This window comes from Rhodococcus sp. FW305-130 (assembly GCF_058788335.1).
Window position 1 is genome coordinate 550,708 of the sequence record NZ_JBYTAP010000005.1, and the last position, 17,502, is coordinate 568,209.

Genomic DNA, 17,502 nt, shown 5'->3' on the forward strand with positions numbered 1-17,502 from the left:
GTGAAGCGAGCGCCACCGAGCTGTTGCCGGGCACCGCAATCGAGCACGAGGAGCGGCAATGAGAAGGATCGGACGTACTCGGGCGATACTGGTCGTCGCCCTCGTCGCATGGACGGGATTGTTCGGTGAAGCGGCGCTTGCCTCGGCCGATCAGGCGCGAACATCCCCTCCAGACAGTTCAGCTCTCGATCACGTCGAGGAAATCAACGCCCGTCAGCTGACGATGTACGTCTACTCCGCTGCAATGGACAAGGTGATTCCGCTCGAGGTGATTCGGCCGGCAGACACGAGTGCGCCCCGGCCGACTCTCTACCTGCTCAACGGCGCGGGCGGAGGCGAGGACACGGCGACGTGGCAGACACGCACAGACGTCGTCGACTTCTTCGGCGACAAGAACGTCAACGTCGTCAACCCGATCGGCGGTGCCTACAGCTACTACACCGACTGGGAGAAGCCCGATCCTGTTCTCGGGCTGAACAAGTGGACCACGTTCCTCACCGAGGAGTTGCCACCGATCGTCGACGCCACGCTCGGGACTACGGGTGTGAATGCCGTCGCCGGATTGTCGATGGCAGGTACCTCCGTTCTGAGCCTGGCCGAGGCGGCGCCATCCGTTTACCGTGCCGTCGGCGCCTTCAGCGGGTGCGCCGAGACGAGTACTCAACCCGGTCAGGACTACGTGAGATTCGTCGTCGGATTCCGCGGCGGCAACGTGGACAACATGTGGGGTCCTCCCGGCGGTCCGGGCTGGGTAGCCAACGATCCTGTGGTCAACGCCGAGAGATTGCGGGGCGTCGACCTCTACATCAGCAATGGATCGGGCCTGCCCGGCCCACACGAGAATCTGGGGGGACCGATGGTCAACGGCGACCTCGGCGTTCTGGCGAACCAGGTGATCGTGGGTGGAGTCATCGAGGCCGGGACAAACCAGTGCACCCAGCGTTTGGCCGAGCGGCTCGACTCCCTGGGCATCCCGGCCACCTATGATTTCCGGGCAACCGGCACTCACTCCTGGGGTTATTGGCAGGACGATCTTCACAACTCGTGGTCGATGATTGCCGAGTCGATCGGTGCGCGTTAGCCGGTGAACCCGAGGATCGGCGGCTGAGTTGTTTCTCACTTCGGGGCCCGCTCGCCCCACCTAGCCGACCGAACTGCAGGTCAGCGGCGTTATAGTCGCCACATGAGTTCAGAAACACTCGCGCCCCTCGACACCGATGTACTTGCGCGCAGGTTTGCGTGCCTTGGTGATCCGACGCGGCTGCGAGTGCTCCGACTCGCTGCCGGCGGTCCGATCGACGTCGACACGATTGTACACGCCGCATCACTCGAGCCGTCGGCGCTGAGTGCTCACCTCGAGGCCTTGATCGAGGTCGGTTTTGTCGAGGCTTCGGTGCGTGAAGGCACTTCGGTTGTCAGTGTTGCCGGAACGGCATACTCCGATCTGATGGCAGCGGCCGCCGTCGTGGCTGCGCGTGGCCCGGTCGAAGACACACTGGGAGTTCTTCCCGACGATGTGGTGCTGCGCCGCATGGAATCCGGCGACTGGGATGCCGTGCGCTCGATCTACCGCGAAGGAATCGACACCGGAACAGCGACGTTCACCACGTCGGTGCCGTCAGCCGAGAAGCTCGACGCGCAATGGTTGCCCGATCATCGATGGGTCGCCGAGATCGACGGCCGAGTCGAAGGCTGGGCGAGTCTGAGCCCGGTGTCCTCGCGTGATTGCTACCGCGGGGTCGCCGAGAACTCCATCTACATCGGTAGCGGCGCTCGCGGGCGCGGCGTGGGCAAGCTGCTGCTTCGCCGACAGGTGCAAGCCGCCGACGCCAGCGAGATCTGGACGGTGCAGTCGTCGATCTTCCCGGAGAACCGGGCGAGTGTCGCCTTGCATCAGGCCGTCGGATTCCGGATCGTCGGCACTCGCTCGCGTATCGCTCAACTCGGTGGCAGGTGGCGTGACACGTTGTTCCTCGAACGTCGCAGCGAGGACGCTGACATTGAGGACGCTGACATTTGAGAAGAGACGCTCAGCCCTTGGCAGCGCTGATTCCCGCGCGTCGCCCGTAGAAGCTGCCGTCACCGAGGGACGTTCCGGAGGCGTATCCACCGGCGCAGACGCCGGCGGTGCAGCGTCCAGCGGCAAACAAACCCGGGATCGGTTCGCCGGAGACGTGGATGACCTCCGAGTTGATCGACGTGCGCAGACCGCCGAGCGTGAATCCGGCGGTGAAATTGCGAAGGTCGAGCGCAGCGACGGGTGAGCCGATCGGCTTGACCCACTCCTTCTTCTTACCGAGTACCGGGTCTTCACCACGGGCGGCGTGCCGGTTGTAGACCTCGACGGTCGACTGAAGGGTGCCTTCCGGCAGGCCCATGTCGGATTCGAGTTCCTCGACGGTCTCGGCCACCCACTTGGGCTGGAATCTGAAGAACGGTGTGGAACTGTCGGCGGCGCAGCCCTCTTCGTAGGAAGCTTCGTCGATGATCAGGTAGGCCTGATTCTCGTTGCGCAGCAGCGTCTCCTGGCCGATTCTTCCCGGGTACGTGTCTTCGTTGACGTAGCGCTGGCCGCGTCCGTTGACCAGGATGCCGCGGATCATCAACTGGGGGTCGCCGAAGAATGCGACCTCGGTTGCGTCCATGTGTGCGAGGTCGGCCCCGAGTGCCTGCGCCATCTGGATGGCCTTGCCGTCGTGCTCTTCGATAGCCGCACCGGGGCGCCCGATCAGCCGTGGGGCGTACGACTGGATCATCGCTTCGTTGTAGGCGAAGCTTCCCGTCGCCAGTACGACACCCGTGCGTGCTCGAACTGCCACTTCCTTGCCGTACTGCTTGGCGATGATGCCGACTACTCGATCGCCGTCGACGACCAGGCGCTGGACTCGCATGTCGTATTCGGCTCGTACACCGAGGCTTTCGGCCGTCTCGATCAGTGGCTTCATCAACATGAAACCACCGCCCTTCTCCCCGGTGCGCTTGCCGCTCATCTGCGGCACGTGCCCGCGAGGGGCCGGTGTCGCGATCGTGTTGAACGGTGCCGAGTTCTCGCCGCCGGAATACATGAGTCCGTCGTCGAAGGGTGTTTCCCAGCCGGGTTGGCCGTAGAAACTTTCCTTGAACGGCACACCGTTGTCGACGAGCCAGTTGTAGTGCTCGACGCTGCCTTCGCAGTAGTCGGTGATCTTCTCCTCGTCGGCGCCGGGCCCGAGTGCGGCCATCATGAATGATTTCATGTTGGCGGGGGAGTCCTCGAACCCGAGTGCCTGCTGCAACGGGGTCCCGCCGCCCAGATAGATGAATCCACCTGCCAGCGCCGCAGCGCCGCCCCAGCCGCTCGTGCGCTCGAGCACCAATACGTCGGCGCCCGCTCGCGCGGCCTCGATCGAAGCACTCACTCCGGCAATGCCGTAGCCGGCGACGACGACGTCAGCCTCGAAGTCCCACTGCTCGATGCTTGCGGCGGACTGCGGACGGATTGAGCTGGCCTCGGCCATGGATTCGGATCCTTCGTTCTTCTGGTTGGTTGGTGGGGGAATCGGTGGGTGTGATTGATGCCCTGATGGCAGTATCTCGACCGAAAGTCAGTCGGTGTCCGTTTTCGCGGAATCGGCTGCGGCCTTCTCCTTGACGCGCGCGGCTTTACGTCTGTCGGCCTTCACGGCGATCAGCGCATTGTTGAGTCCGGTGGCCAGCGGCCAGCCGACGTAGTGGCACAGGAAGATCGCGGCCTCTTCGAACTGCTGCTCGGTCAACTCCTCGTTGTGGAGAGCAGCGTTGATCTGGATCTTTGCCACATCGTTCTGCCCCTGGGCGGTGATGGCACCGATCAGTAGTAGTCGTCGGTCACGCACCGACAGTCCCGGTCGCGTCCAGATGTCGGCAAAGAGGTGGTCGGCGGTGACCGCGAAGAAGTCGCCGGGAACGTCGGCGGGAAGCTCCCAGCCGTACACCTCGTTCATCTTCGCGACGCCACGAGCGCGGGCCTCGGAGATGCGGCTTTCGTCGGTTCCACCGGCATCGGTCAGGTGAGTGGTGTCGGTCATGCGTGCTCCCGAGTAGTAGATGCCGAAGACGCCGTTGAAGGTTCGGCCGGCCTGTCTTCGCTGTCATTCCCGACGCCCAGACCGGCACCGAGTCCGGCGAGCGCAAGGTGCGCGAGCGGCAGGTCGAGATTCAGCCGATCACCGAGGTCGATGGCCAAGGCCAAGTCCTTCTCCCCGAGATTGCGAACATGCCGCAGTATCGAGAACCACGGGTCGTCCTCCGAGACCGGTGCGGTGGTGTCGCGCAGCATGATCGCGCCCGCGCCACCAGTGATCGCATCGGTGTGCCTGACGACCTTTCCGAGCGTGCGGAGATCGAGTCCTGCTGCTTCGGCGAGTCGCGCGGCCTCGGTCGTGGCGGTGAACGAGACGAAGTGAAGAAGGTTGCGTGCGAGCTTCATTCGCGTTCCCGCGCCGACGTCACCGGCGTGAACCACCAGCTCGGCCCAGGATCCGAAGGGCTCGCGGACGGCTTCGAACGCCTCGTCGGAGCCGCCGATCATCACTGCCAGCCTGCCCCGCGCTGCGCCGCCGGCACCGCCACTGATCGGGGCGTCGACCAGCAGAACACCACGCTGTTGACAGATGTCAGCGAGTTCCACCGCCGTGGTGTCCGAGATAGTGGAGTGAATCGCGACGACAGTGCCTGGCTGTGCAGTCGACAGGATCCCGTGCGGCCCGCACACAACCTCGCGTACCTGCGCGTCGTCGAGCACCGTGACGGAGATGATGCTCGCCTGCGCTGCAACGTCGGCGGGCGTCGATGCTGCGCTCGCGCCCGCAGTGGTGAACGGTTCGAGCGCTTCTGCGCGGGCATCACACACCACCAGTCCGCCCGGCCAGTCCAGGAGGCGCTGCGCCATCGGCGCGCCCATGTTGCCTAGGCCGATGTATCCCAGTCTGGTTTTCGAAGCGCTGGCTTTCGGCGCCGATTCCGTCATGACCGGTACACCTGGCCTCCGTCGACGTTGAAGATCTGCCCGGTCACCCAGCCTGCGTCGTCGGAGAGAAGGAACAGGCACATGCCGACGAGATCCTCCGGCGTTCCCATGCGCTGCAACGGGATTCGCTTTACCATGTCCTTGACGATGTTGCCGGGGGTGACGGTTCGAGTCGCCTCCGTGTCGATGGGACCGGGAGCGATGGCGTTGATCCGGATGTTCGACCAGCCGAGTTCGGTCGCGAGTTGTTGTGTCAGGCTGTTGACGCCGGCTTTCGCGAGTCCGTAGTAATTCGAGTACAGCCAGGCTGCTGTGGAGGACTGGTTGACGATCGAACCGCCCTTCGCGCGCATATGAGGTACGACCGCCCGGCACACGTGCAAGGCGCCGTCCATGTTGACGCTCATGAACTTTCGGTAGTAGTCCCAGTCCACCGTCAACAGGGAATCGATCTTCATTCCGCCGTAGATGGCAGCGTTGTTCACCAGATGCTCGATGCTGCCGAACTGCTCGATCGTGAAGTCGGCAAGTGCCGCAGTCGACTCCCCGTCGGCGACGTCGACGTCCTTGAACACGGCACTTCCACCGTCCGCCGTGATCTGCTTGGCGACAGCCTCACCGAGTTCGCGATTGAGGTCCGCCACGACCACGTTGGCCCCCTCCGCGGCCAGAGCGCGGGCATACGCCTCTCCGATACCCTGCGCTGCTCCGGTGACTATCGCGGTGCGACCGTCGAAACGTCCCATGTCGACCTACTTTCGTGGTGATGATTCTGTGGTGAGGGTGGGGTGAGGGTGTGGAATGTCAGGAAGGTGAAGCGACGAGCTTGGTTTCGAGGTATTCCTCGAAACCGGCGAGGCCCATTTCGCGGCCGATCCCGGATTGTTTGTAGCCGCCGAACGGTGCGTCGGCCGAATACCAGACGCCGCCGTTGACGCTCAGCGTTCCGGTTCTGACACCGGCAACGACGTGCGCGACGCGATCGGGATCGGCGCCCCACACCGACCCGGACAGGCCGTAGGGGGAATCGTTGGCAATCCGGATAGCGTCGTCGTCGTTGTCGTACGGAATGATCACGAGAACGGGCCCGAAAATCTCCTCCTGCGCTACGCGAGACGAGTTGTCCAGCCCGGCAATGAGAGTGGGTTCGACGAAGAAGCCGCTCTGGTGATCGTCGGGTCGGCCTCCACCCGTCACGATCGTGCCGCCCTCTTCGACCGCGAGGGCGAGGTAGCTCTCCACCCTGGCGCGCTGGCGCGCGGAGATGACCGGACCACACACCGTTCCGCGCGCGCTGGGGTCACCGGCTCGGATACCCGCCATCGCGGCGGAGGCCGCGGCCAGAGCATCTTCGTACCGAGCGCGCGGCACGAGAAGTCTGGTACTGAGTGCGCATCCCTGACCGGCATGAACGCACACGGAGAACGCGGCAACCGAGCATGCACCCTTGATGTCCGCGTCGTCGAGGACGATGAATGCGGACTTGCCCCCGAGTTCGAGGAAGACCTTCTTGAGGGTTTGCGCGGCCGTGGCCATCACCGTGCGTCCGGTGGCGGTGGAACCGGTGAAAGACACGAGATCGACGCGCGGATCGCTGCACAGCTGCGCGCCGAGAGAGTGATCTGTCGACGTCACCACGTTGACGACGCCCGCCGGGATCTCGGTTTCTTCTGCAATCACCTTGGCGACCAGCGCGGCGCACCAGGGCGTGTCCGGCGCGGGTTTGAGAACGATGGTGTTGCCGGCCGCGAGGGCGGGGCCGAGTTTGGCGAAATTGATCTGGTGCGGGAAGTTCCACGGTGTGATTGCGCCGACGACGCCGACCGCTTCCTTGAGCAGTCGGCGATGGGTCGGAATCCCCATGGGTGACGCGTGCCCGAGATCTTGTTCCCACGAATAGGTTTCGATCAGGTCAGCCCAGTAGCGAAGATCTTCGATCGGGCCTTCGAGTTGCGGACCGCTCGTCAGCATGACGGGTGCGCCGACCTCGGCGACGGTGATCTCACGCAACTCCTCGATGTGGGACTGGAGTGCGTCGCACAGTTGGCGCAGGCAGCGAGCGCGAAACCCGTGATCGCGTGCCCATTCGGTCTCGTCGAACGCACGGCGCGCCGCGGCAATGGCCGCGTCCATGTCCGCGGTGGTGCCTTCGGCCGCACGGCCGATCAGTTCCTCGGTGGCCGGGTTGAAAACTTCGAAGGTTCCACCCGATCCGGGAACCAGCTTTCCGTCGACGAGAAGTGCAGAACTGTCTGCGGGTCGAAGCGTCATAACGCGAACCCTCTCTTTCTGGACATGTGTCTGGACTCTAGTTCACACTCGTGGTTGAGGCAATGGTTTTTGGGGCATAAGAGATTTCGAGAGCGTCTCGGGATCTGCTTCGGTGAAAAGCGCCTCGTGTCCGGGGCGGCGCGGCTACGGTTCACCGCACATTCACATCCACGCCTTCACATGCACGCCTTCACATCCACGCTTTCACATGCACGCCTTCACATTCACGGGAGAGAGGTCGAAATGAACAGAGTTGACGGAAAAGTGGTGCTGGTGACCGGTGCTGCTCGAGGTCAGGGGCGCAGTCATGCCGTTCATCTCGCACGGGAGGGCGCGCACATCATCGCCTTCGATCTGTGCGCAGACATCGCCAGCAACGAATACCCGCTCGCCAGTCCTGCCGATCTCGAGGAAACGGCTCGACTGGTGAAAGAGACCGGACAGCAGGTGGTGACGGCCCGTGTCGACGTCCGCGATCGCCCCGGACTCGAAACGGCACTTGCCGAGGCGGTAGGTCAGTTGGGCGGATTGCATGTCGTCGTGGCGAACGCCGGTATCTGTCCGCTCGGCAAGCACGTGTCGACTGCCGGTTTCGTCGACGCGTTCGATGTGAACTTTCTCGGTGTCGTCAATACAGTGCACGCGTCGATGGAATACCTCGGCGAAGGGGGTTCGATCATCGCGATCGGCTCTGTTGCCGGTCTGGTGCCACAGACCGGATTCAACGGGCAGCAGGCGCTCCAGGGTCCGGGTGGCGACGGATACGGACTGGCCAAGAAGCTGATTCAGGCATATACCAGTTCGTTGGCACTGACTCTCGGGCCGAGTTCCATTCGCGTCAACGCGATTCATCCGACCAACGTGAACACCGACATGTTGCAGAGCATGCCGATGTACCGGACGTTCCGTCCCGACCTCGAGAATCCGACCGCCGAGGATGCGGCAGTGACGTTCCCGTTCATGCAGGCGATGCCGACCCCGTGGGTCGAGCCCGCGGACATCTCGCATGCGGTCGTGTACCTGTCCTCGGACGAGTCGCGATTCGTCACCGGCCAGCAACTGCGCGTGGACGCTGGTGCCGGGATGAAGATCGGTCTGTAGTAGAACTTTTCGCTTCGTGGCTGCCTGTGAGTGGTGAATTTTCGAAGTTTCCCCATTTCGTTGCCCTGGACAGGGCGCTGTAGTAACGTCCAGACACGTGTCCAGCAAACGGGGCGATTCAAGTGGCGGGGGATCGATTGTCTATGAATCCACTCGCAGGCGCCTCACGGGCAAACAGGCGGAAACTGTGGCCAGGCTTGCCGAAGCAACAGTGAAAGTTCTACGCAAACAAGAGTTTTCCGGACTGACTGTCCGTTCGGTTGCGGCCGAAGCGGGTGTAGGAACTGCGACCGCCTACACGTATTTCGCGTCCAAGGAGCATCTGGTCGCAGAGGTTTTCTGGCGAAGACTTCAGAACTCGTCGGCGCCTGATGGCTCAGGGTTGGATCGCACCGCGCACGTGCTGTCTGTACTTCGAAACATCGCGCTGCTTCTCGCGGACGAACCGGAGGTATCGGCCGCCGTGACCAATGCACTGCTCGGATCCGATCCTGAAGTGGAACATCTTCGCGGGCGGATCGGACTCGAGATCCATCAACGACTCGCTTCGGCGCTGGATCCGAATGGCGAACCCGAAGTGTTGGAAGCGCTCGAAATGCTTTATGCCGGGGCGCTTCTGCGAGCAGGGATCGGCTACGGAACCTACGCGCAAATCGCTGGACGCCTCGAGGCCTCAGCTCTACTGATCCTGGAGAAATCATGACAGAAGCTTTGATCGATCCGGTGGTCTTCAATCCGTACGACTACCACTTTCACGACGATCCGTATCCGACGTACAAGCGTCTGCGCGAAGAATCACCGTTGTATCACAATCCGGACGTTGGCTTTTGGGCGTTGTCGCGATATGCGGACGTGGTCGACGGATTCAAGGACAACAAGCGTCTCTCGAGCGCCAACGGGGTATCGCTCGACCCCGCAGCCTACGGTCCACACGCACATTATGTGATGTCGTTTCTCGCGATGGACGATCCCCGCCATATGCGGTTGCGCCAGTTGGTTTCTCGCGGATTCACGCCGCGACGGGTTGCGGAGCTCGACGGCCGGATACTCGAACTCACGAAGCAACATCTGGTACCTGCGTTGGGCGCGGGGGAGTTCGACTGGATTACGGAGGTGGCGGGAAAGCTGCCGATGGACGTCATCTCCGAACTCATGGGGGTTCCCGAACCCGACAGAGCCGAACTGCGGCGAAAGGCGGATCTGGTGGTGCATCGAGAGGCGGGTGTTCTCGACGTGCCGCAACCTGCGGTGGAGGCTTCGATCAGTTTGATGGGCTACTACAAGGAGATGATCGCGCAGCGTCGCCGATCGCGGACGGACGATCTGACCTCGGCCTTGCTCGATGCCGAGATCGACGGAGACAAACTCTCGGACCAGGAGATCCTCGGATTCATGTTTCTGATGGTCGTGGCCGGAAACGAGACCACGACCAAGCTTCTCGGAAACGCTCTGTACTGGGGTTCGCACCACCGGGAGCAGATCACACCGGTTCTCGACGATCCCGAACGCGCCTCGGAGTGGGTGGAAGAGACTCTTCGCTACGACACGTCGAGCCAGATCGTGGCTCGGACTTCGGTTGTCGACCTCGAGTATCACGGACGCACCATTCCGGCGGGGGAGAAGGTCCTGCTCCTGATCGGATCGGCCAACCGAGACGCCGACGTCTTCGACGATGCCGACAGCTTCCAGATCGGCCGGAGTTCGTCGGGAAAACTCGCGAGTTTCGGTGGTGGCGTGCACTTCTGTCTCGGTGCCCACCTTGCCAAGCTCGAAGCCAAGATCGCCCTCGCAGAGTTCGGGCGTCGGGTCAGCGACTACGAAGTCGACGAGTCCGGAATCGAGCGTGTTCATTCGACAAACGTCCGGGGCTTTGCGGCCCTGCCGGTGAAAGTGCAGGTGCGCTGATGCCTCGTTTCGAACCCAATCCACTTCGCCGGCCGGCATTGATCAGTGGTGCATCGTCGGGAATCGGCACCGCTACTGCGTATGCCCTGGCCGAACTCGGCCATCCGGTTGCGCTCGGTGCGCGTCGAGTCACCGAATGCGAAGCCATCGCCGAGAAGATCCGCAGCAATGGTGGCGAAGCGTTTGCCCACTTCCTCGACGTCACGGACGGTGATTCGGTCGACGGATTCGTCTCGGCCGCAGAGGCAGTCCACGGTCCCACCGAAATGGTCGTCTCCGGTGCCGGTGACCTCGAATTCGGGGCTGCGGACGAGATGGATCCAGAGGCGTTTTCACGGCAGATCCAAGTCCACCTCGTTGGTGCGCAGCGATTGGCGCATCGCGTACTCCCCGGCATGAGGCAACGACAGCGCGGTGACTTCGTACTGATCGGCTCGGATTGTGCCGAGCGCCAGCGTCCACTCATGGGTGCTTACGACGCGGCCAAGGCCGGGCTCGAAGCAATGGGGCGCCAGATGCGAATGGAGCTCGAAGGAACAGGCATTCGCGCGTCGATCGTGCGACCCGGGCCGACACTGACCGGCATGGGGATGGACACGACGCCGGAGATCATCGGACCGGTTGGGGAATCGTGGAGTAAGTGGGGGTTCGCCCGCCATGGTTACTTTCTGCGCGCCTCGGACATCGCCAATGCCATTGTCGCCGTTGTGTCGGCGCCGCGAGGAGCACACATCGTGCTCGTCGAAGTTCAGCCCGAGGCACCACTGGACAAACTTCCCACTGCGAACTCACAGGAGACGACATGACGCACGGAGTGCAGGAGACGTCGCGAACACTGCCCGAGCCACCGCGGGTGTCCGGCGGGGATCTCCCGCACGGGCACCTCGAGGAACTGCGAACCGACCCGATAGCGCTCATGCGCCGGGTGCGTGAGGAATGTGGTGACGTCGGCGCCTTTCAACTTGCCGACCGCACAGTGATCTTGCTGTCCGGAGCCGAGGCAAACGAGTTCTTCTTCCGCTCCACCGACGAGGATCTCGACCAACAAGCTGCGTACCCCTTCATGAAGCCGATATTCGGTGAAGGCGTCGTCTTCGATGCCAGCCCGGAGCGGCGTAAAGAGATGCTCCACAACTCGGCTCTGCGCGGCGAACAGATGCGCGGGCACGCCGCCACGATCGGCCGCGAGGTCGAGGCGATGGTCGCGCAGTGGGGAGACGAAGGCGAGATCGATCTGCTCGACTTCTTCGCCGAGCTGACCATCTATACCTCGTCGGCGTGCCTGATCGGCAAGAAGTTCCGCGACGAACTGGACGATAGCTTCGCCAAGCTGTATCACGAACTCGAACAGGGAACGGATGCATTGGCTTTCGTGGATCCGTACGCGCCGATCGAGAGTTTCCGCCGCCGCGACGAGGCCAGGTTGGCGTTGGTTGCTCTGGTACAGGACATCATGAACGGGCGCATCGCGAATCCTCCGCAGGGCAAGGAGGACCGCGACATGTTGGACGTGTTGGTCTCGGTCAAGGACGAGAACGGCGACCTCCGGTTCAGTGCCGACGAGATCACCGGCATCTTCATCTCGATGATGTTCGCCGGCCACCACACGACTTCCGGCACGGCAGCGTGGTCGCTGATCGAGATGTTGCGGCATCCCGACACCATGACGGACGTCGTCGACGAACTCGACAATCTGTACTCCGACGGCGCCGACATCAGTTTTCATGCCCTGCGCCAGATTCCGGTTCTCGAGGCTGTGGTCAAGGAAACCCTTCGACTGCATCCGCCGTTGATCATCCTGTTGCGGGTGGCACGTGGAGATTTCGAAGTGGGCGGCTTCGAGATCCGAGAGGGCCATCTTGTCGCCGCGACGCCCGCGATCTCCAATCGAATCGCCGAGGACTTCCCCCGACCGGACACCTTCGATCCCGGGAGGTACATCGACCCGAATCAAGAGGACATCGTCAACCGCTGGACGTGGATTCCGTTCGGAGCCGGCCGGCATCGCTGCGTCGGCGCTGCATTCGCCCAGATGCAGCTCAAAGCGATCTTCTCGATCCTGCTGCGGGACTTCGAGTTCGAGATGGCGCAGCCGTCGGAGTCCTACCGAAACGACCACAGCAAGATGGTCGTCCAGTTGCAGCAGCCGTGCGCGGTGAGGTACCGGCGCAGAACACGTCCCGGGCGTGAGGGGTGATCATGCACGTCGAAGTCGACCTCGACCTGTGCCAAGGCCATGCGGCGTGTGAGCTCGAGGCACCGGAGATCTTTGTCGTCCCGAAGCGGGGGAAGGTCAGTCTTCTGGACTCGGACCCACCCGAGTCGCTCCGCGGTGAAGCTGAGATGGCGGTCAGGTACTGCCCGACCGGCGCCCTGAGAATTGTCGACTGATTACAGCGGATTGTCGATTGATTGCAGCGAATTCAAGTACTCGAGGGAGGAAGTTCAGATGACGGGTTTCGACCGCGCAGAGCTCGACGAGATGGTCCAACGCTGGATCGAGGCGAACAAGAAGGCCGAAGCCGCCGGTGATTGGAAACCGTTGGCGGACATGTACACCGAGGACGCCACGTACGGGTGGAACTACGGTCCCAAGCAGGATTTCATGGCGGTGGGGCGCGAGGAGATTCGCGAAGTCGCGCTCGGCCTCGAGATGAAGGGCCTCGAAGGCTGGGAGTACCCGTATCAAGACTTTGTGATCGACGAACGTAGTGGAAACGTAATCGGCTTGTGGAAGCAGATTTCCGATGCCAAGCGTGAGGACGGGAGCAACTACTCCGTCTACGGTATCGGCGGTAGTTGGTTCCGCTACGGCGGGGACTTCCAATGGTCCTGGCAGCGTGACTTCTTCGACTTCGGGAACGTGTCGGCACTGTTCATGGAGATGATCGGCAACAACGCTCTCTCGAAGGGGATGCAGGGCCGGATCCAGCGATCGATCTCAGGCGACCCGCTACCGGGCTGGTATCCGGTGGGCACCGCGCCGGTCCCGCTGTGGTGAGTCCGATGACGGTGCGCGATTCCTTCGAGACACTCTCGCAGCGCGACCTTGCCGTGTTGGTGCCCGAGTTGCTCCTGTGCGGGCAGCTGATCGATCGCTCGGGCATGGCGTATCTGATCGTCGAATTCGGACGCGAGGGTATGGCGCAGGTGGCCGTCGAGGAGTGGGAATCGGCCAGCCCCTGGTACACCCGCCGCATGCAGAAGGCTCTCGGATACGAGGGCGACGACGTCGTGACGATCTTCAAAGGGTTACAACTCGACATCGGCGCTCCGCCACAGTTCATGGACTTTCGATACCGGGTCGACGATCCGCTGCACGGTGAATTCTGGCTCGATCATTGCGGAGCACTCATGGACGTCGAGCCGTTGGGCGATGAGTTCGTGACCTCGATGTGTCACGACATCGAGGATCCGACTTTCGATGCGACGGCCATCGCGACCAACCCGCACGCCCAGATCCGTCCGATTCACCGACCACCGCGCAGGCCTGCGGACCGACATCCGCACTGTGCCTGGACCGTTTCCATCGACCCGTCGCACACGCCTCCCGTGATGACCGCGCACACCGAGCAGATCGGACGCACCGCCGCGGTGACGGTCGAGCTGAGCCCGATCGATCACGGTGGGGACGGTAGGGCGGACTACTCGGGTCCGTTGTTGTCCGACCTGAGGTTTTCCGACTTCTCGCGATCAGCCTTGGTTCGTATCGCAGAGGAGATCTGCGTGCAGCATCATCTGTTGGCGTTGGGCTTTCTGGCAGCGGTTCGCCGCCGTGCCGACGAAGACAAGGCGCGCGAGATCACGCGAAAGCAATTGACCGGAATCGCGGGAGTTGCGGCACAGCGTATTCGAGATGCGCTCGGGCTTCCTTCGACTCTGGAATCGTTGGCAGTGGTCCTGTCCGTGCATCCCTTGCTGAATCCGAAGCAGTATGTGGAGAGCGAGATCCGACCGGACGGCGGTGCTCTGGAGCTGTGGATCTCGCGAGACGCTCTTGTCGACCGCGACGGCGGTTGGCCGACCTTGCTCGGCAGCGAGCACCTCGATCCCCTCCAGGCTTTGGTCCGCGGCGTGAATCCGCACTTCACCGTGAGAGTGGTGGCCGAAGATGCCGCGGGGCTCCTTCTGGCCGTCGACATCACCGAAGCTCCCGCTCCGGAATGCGTCGAAGTCGCCATTACGAAGGTCAGTACCGGCGCGGCATTCGTATTCGAAGATCGCGGAATCCCTTTGCCTCTCTTCGTCGTCTGACCGGCCGAACCCGAAGGACTCAACCTATGGCGTACACGTTTGCAGACCTGTTCGAGCATTCCGTCGATGTGATGCCCGATCGCCTCGCGCTGATCGTTTCCGGCGAGGAGGTGACATACCGTGAGCTCGACGAGCGGGCCAACCGATTGGCGCATTACTTCCAGTCCGTCGGGTTGGGTGTCGGTTCGCACATCGGTATACAACTGCACAACTCGATCGAGGCGATGGTTGCTGTCCTCGCGGCCTTCAAGATCCGCGGCGTTCCCATCACGGTGAACTACCGCTACACGAGCGACGAATTGGTTTACCTGTACGAGAATGCGGATCTCACGGCGTTGGTTTTCCATCGTGGTTTCGCTGAGCGGGTCGCCGAGGCGTTGGTGTCCGCGCCGCGGGTCAAGTACGTGATCGAGGCGGCGGACGAACTCGCTCTCGGGAACGAACCGTCGATTCCGGGGGCAGTGGCGTACGAGGATGCGCTCGGCAACCAATCCCCGCTGCGCGTAGGTGAACATGCTTTTCCCGAGCGTTCCGGCGACGACGTCTACGTTCTCTACACCGGCGGAACAACCGGACGACCGAAAGGCGTCGTCTGGCGGCAGGAAGACATCTGGCGCGTGTTGGCCGGCGGTTACGACTTCTATTCGGGTGAGCCGATCGCCGACGAGTACCAGCAGTCGCGCGGTGGCGCCGCGGCAGCCGAACCGATGCGGTGGTGCATGCTTCCACCGCTGATCCACACCTCGGCACTGATGCCGACGTTCAACGCTCTGTTCTCCGGAAACACCGTCATCTTCGAACCGAAGTTCGATGCGGCGCAGGTCTGGAAAGTCGTCGCCGAGTATCGCCCGCAGGTCATGGTCATCACCGGCGACGCCATGGGCCGTCCACTGGTCGAAGCCCATCACGAATTGCAACCGGATGCGTCGAGCCTGGCTGTGCTCGCCTCCGGCGCTGCGCTCTTCTCCGGATCGGTCAAAGACGCGTTCTTCGACGTCTTTCCGAATCTGATGATCTCCGATTCGGTTGGATCGTCCGAAACAGGCTTCGGCGGAATCGGATTCGCAACCAAAGGGCTCGAGCAGCGTGGCGGACCCAAAGTGGGCGCCAACAGATTCACGGTCGTCGTCGACGACGACAACCGTGTGTTGGAGCCGGGTTCGGGGGCCGAAGGATGGTTGGCGAAACTCGGCAACGTCCCACTGGGCTACTACAACGATCCGGTGAAGTCGGCGGAGATATTCCGAGAGGTGAACGGCGCGCGGGCAGTGGTGACCGGAGACCGAGCGCGGATCGAGGATGACGGCTCGGTCACTCTCCTCGGCCGGGGAAACATGGTGGTCAACACCGGCGGTGAGAAAGTCTTCGTGGAAGAGGTCGAAGCAGTGGTGAAGGCCCATCCCGACATCTACGACGCAACAGTGATCGGCATTGCCGACGAGCGGTGGGGCAATCGGGTGGCGGCGGTGCTCCGCGTCCGCGATGGTGTGGAACCGGATTTCGATTCCATCGAAAAACACACCCGCACTCAGCTTGCCGGCTACAAGATTCCGCGTTCCTTCTGGATCGCCGACGAGGTCGTTCGAGCGCCGAGCGGCAAGCCGGACTACCGCTGGGCCAAGGAGTTCTCACAGAACAGCGACCCGGTCCACCGGATCGACTAGCGCTCACACGCAACACCCGGCACCCGGCACCCATCCGTAAAGGAGCATCTGCAATGCCTGAGATCGACCTTCCCGACGGGTTCGACGTGACCGACCCGCATCTGTACGGCGAGCGCGTCCCGCTTGCCGAGTTCGCCGAACTACGACGATGCGCTCCGGTCTGGTGGAACGCCCAGGGACCGGGTACCGGCGGATTTCACGACGGTGGTTGTTGGGTTGTCTCCCGCCACGCAGACGTCCGCGACGTCTCGTTGCGCAGCGAGGAGTTCTCGAGCAACGTCAACGGCTGCATTCCGCGGCATGAAGACAACATCTCGGCGGAGGAGTTGGAGGCGACAAAACACGTCCTCATCAACAAGGACGCCCCTGAGCACACACAGCTGCGCAAGTTGGTGGCGCGCTTGTTCACTCCGCGGTCGGTGGAAGCGATGCGGGCCGGGCTGGAAGCGCGGGCAGAAGACATAGCGTCGGCTGCCGTGGCGGAAGGTAGCGGTGATTTTGTCAGCCAGGTCGCCAGCGAGTTACCGATGCAGGCGATCTCGGAGCTGATCGGTGTACCGCAGGACGGGCGCCGTCAGCTGTACGAATGGTCGAATCAGATGACGGGATACGACGACGAGTCGCTCGCCGGCGAGTCGCGGATGGCGTCGGCGCAGATCCTGGGCTACGCCTATCAACTGGCCGAGGCGAGACGGGAGGAACCGCTCGACGACATCATCTCGCGCTTGGTGCATGCCGACATCGACGGACAGAAACTCACCCCGGAACAGTTCGGTTTCTTCGTCATCATGTTGGCTGTCGCGGGCAACGAAACGACGCGCAACGCAACGACACTCGGCATGATGGCATTTCTCGAGCATCCGGATCAGTGGGAACTGTACAAGCGTGAGCGTCCGCGCACCGCCGCGGACGAGATCATCCGCTGGGCTTCGCCACTGACGTCGATGCAACGAACAGCAGTGGTGGACACACAGATTGCCGGCACTACGATTGCGAAGGGGCAGCGTGTCGTACTGCTCTACGGCTCGGCGAACTTCGACGAAACCGTCTTCGAGAACCCCGACGTCTTCGACATCACCCGAGACCCGAATCCGCACCTCGCGTTCGGAGGAACCGGACCGCACTACTGCGTCGGCGCCAACCTGGCCAGAATGGAGGTCGATCTGATCTTCGGCAAGATCGCCGATCACATGCCCGACATCAGCAAGCTCGGCGATCCGAGCAGGCTCTCGTCCGGTTGGCTCAACGGGATCAAGGAATTCAAGGTCGACTACGGCAACTCCACGTCGTGTCCTTCGGGGCATTGACGTGTACAGCGGA

Annotated in this window: 17 protein-coding genes; 12 read left to right on the forward strand and 5 right to left on the reverse strand. The window is 62.6% G+C overall.

The window, feature by feature from the left end; genetic code table 11:
- Positions 1–58: 58 nt before the first annotated feature.
- Positions 59–1,081: an alpha/beta hydrolase gene (locus AC3WQS_RS18620; protein ID WP_046378652.1), complete on the forward strand. Its 1,023-nt coding sequence runs from the start codon at positions 59–61 to the stop codon at positions 1,079–1,081.
- A 102-nt stretch (positions 1,082–1,183) separates the two neighbouring features.
- On the forward strand, positions 1,184–2,020 hold the full coding sequence (locus tag AC3WQS_RS18625) for a helix-turn-helix domain-containing GNAT family N-acetyltransferase (RefSeq protein ID WP_492713315.1): 837 nt from the start codon (positions 1,184–1,186) through the stop codon (positions 2,018–2,020).
- A gap of 10 nt (positions 2,021–2,030) precedes the next feature.
- Here the strand turns inward: AC3WQS_RS18625 and AC3WQS_RS18630 are convergent, their stop codons facing one another.
- From AC3WQS_RS18630 to AC3WQS_RS18650, 5 genes are all read right to left on the reverse strand, one after another.
- Positions 2,031–3,497 carry an FAD-dependent oxidoreductase gene (locus AC3WQS_RS18630; RefSeq protein ID WP_020907950.1) on the reverse strand — a complete coding sequence of 489 codons (1,467 nt, stop codon included), beginning with the start codon at positions 3,495–3,497 and terminating at the stop codon, positions 2,031–2,033.
- Between the two features lie 87 nt (positions 3,498–3,584).
- Positions 3,585–4,046 carry a carboxymuconolactone decarboxylase family protein gene (locus AC3WQS_RS18635; protein ID WP_084325651.1) on the reverse strand — a complete coding sequence of 154 codons (462 nt, stop codon included), beginning with the start codon at positions 4,044–4,046 and terminating at the stop codon, positions 3,585–3,587.
- Entirely contained in the window at positions 4,043–4,987 is a 945-nt protein-coding gene (locus AC3WQS_RS18640; protein ID WP_259121173.1) for an NAD(P)-dependent oxidoreductase, read from the reverse strand. The genes AC3WQS_RS18635 and AC3WQS_RS18640 overlap by 4 nt, the downstream gene beginning before the upstream one ends.
- Positions 4,984–5,733: an SDR family oxidoreductase gene (locus AC3WQS_RS18645; RefSeq protein WP_007728639.1), complete on the reverse strand. Its 750-nt coding sequence runs from the start codon at positions 5,731–5,733 to the stop codon at positions 4,984–4,986. The genes AC3WQS_RS18640 and AC3WQS_RS18645 overlap by 4 nt, the downstream gene beginning before the upstream one ends.
- A gap of 58 nt (positions 5,734–5,791) precedes the next feature.
- Positions 5,792–7,258 carry an aldehyde dehydrogenase gene (locus AC3WQS_RS18650; RefSeq protein WP_084325648.1) on the reverse strand — a complete coding sequence of 489 codons (1,467 nt, stop codon included), beginning with the start codon at positions 7,256–7,258 and terminating at the stop codon, positions 5,792–5,794.
- Between the two features lie 243 nt (positions 7,259–7,501).
- Between AC3WQS_RS18650 and AC3WQS_RS18655 the strand changes: the two genes are divergently transcribed.
- From AC3WQS_RS18655 to AC3WQS_RS18700, 10 genes are all read left to right on the forward strand, one after another.
- Entirely contained in the window at positions 7,502–8,359 is an 858-nt protein-coding gene (locus tag AC3WQS_RS18655) for a mycofactocin-coupled SDR family oxidoreductase (protein WP_264612915.1), read from the forward strand.
- A gap of 136 nt (positions 8,360–8,495) precedes the next feature.
- The gene (locus tag AC3WQS_RS18660; RefSeq protein ID WP_024487471.1) at positions 8,496–9,062 is read left to right on the forward strand and encodes a TetR/AcrR family transcriptional regulator; all 567 of its coding nucleotides are present in this window, start codon (positions 8,496–8,498) and stop codon (positions 9,060–9,062) included.
- The gene (locus AC3WQS_RS18665) at positions 9,059–10,264 is read left to right on the forward strand and encodes a cytochrome P450 (RefSeq protein ID WP_492713316.1); all 1,206 of its coding nucleotides are present in this window, start codon (positions 9,059–9,061) and stop codon (positions 10,262–10,264) included. Before AC3WQS_RS18660 ends, AC3WQS_RS18665 begins: the two co-directional genes overlap by 4 nt.
- Positions 10,264–11,070: an SDR family oxidoreductase gene (locus AC3WQS_RS18670; protein ID WP_019748681.1), complete on the forward strand. Its 807-nt coding sequence runs from the start codon at positions 10,264–10,266 to the stop codon at positions 11,068–11,070. The genes AC3WQS_RS18665 and AC3WQS_RS18670 overlap by 1 nt, the downstream gene beginning before the upstream one ends.
- Complete coding sequence (locus AC3WQS_RS18675) at positions 11,067–12,461, forward strand: cytochrome P450 (RefSeq protein ID WP_019748680.1); 1,395 nt, start codon at positions 11,067–11,069, stop codon at positions 12,459–12,461. The genes AC3WQS_RS18670 and AC3WQS_RS18675 overlap by 4 nt, the downstream gene beginning before the upstream one ends.
- Positions 12,462–12,463: 2 nt before the next feature.
- Entirely contained in the window at positions 12,464–12,655 is a 192-nt protein-coding gene (locus tag AC3WQS_RS18680; RefSeq protein ID WP_020907945.1) for a ferredoxin, read from the forward strand.
- A gap of 58 nt (positions 12,656–12,713) precedes the next feature.
- A complete protein-coding gene (locus AC3WQS_RS18685; protein ID WP_020907944.1) occupies positions 12,714–13,265 on the forward strand; it encodes a Cif family virulence factor in 552 nt (183 codons plus the stop codon).
- A gap of 5 nt (positions 13,266–13,270) precedes the next feature.
- The gene (locus AC3WQS_RS18690; RefSeq protein WP_492713317.1) at positions 13,271–14,518 is read left to right on the forward strand and encodes a hypothetical protein; all 1,248 of its coding nucleotides are present in this window, start codon (positions 13,271–13,273) and stop codon (positions 14,516–14,518) included.
- A gap of 26 nt (positions 14,519–14,544) precedes the next feature.
- Positions 14,545–16,182 (forward strand): acyl-CoA synthetase, encoded by a 1,638-nt coding sequence (locus AC3WQS_RS18695; RefSeq protein ID WP_060939330.1) that lies wholly within the window; start codon positions 14,545–14,547, stop codon positions 16,180–16,182.
- 53 nt (positions 16,183–16,235) lie between these two features.
- Entirely contained in the window at positions 16,236–17,489 is a 1,254-nt protein-coding gene (locus AC3WQS_RS18700; protein WP_492713318.1) for a cytochrome P450, read from the forward strand.
- The last annotated feature ends 13 nt before the right edge of the window (positions 17,490–17,502 follow it).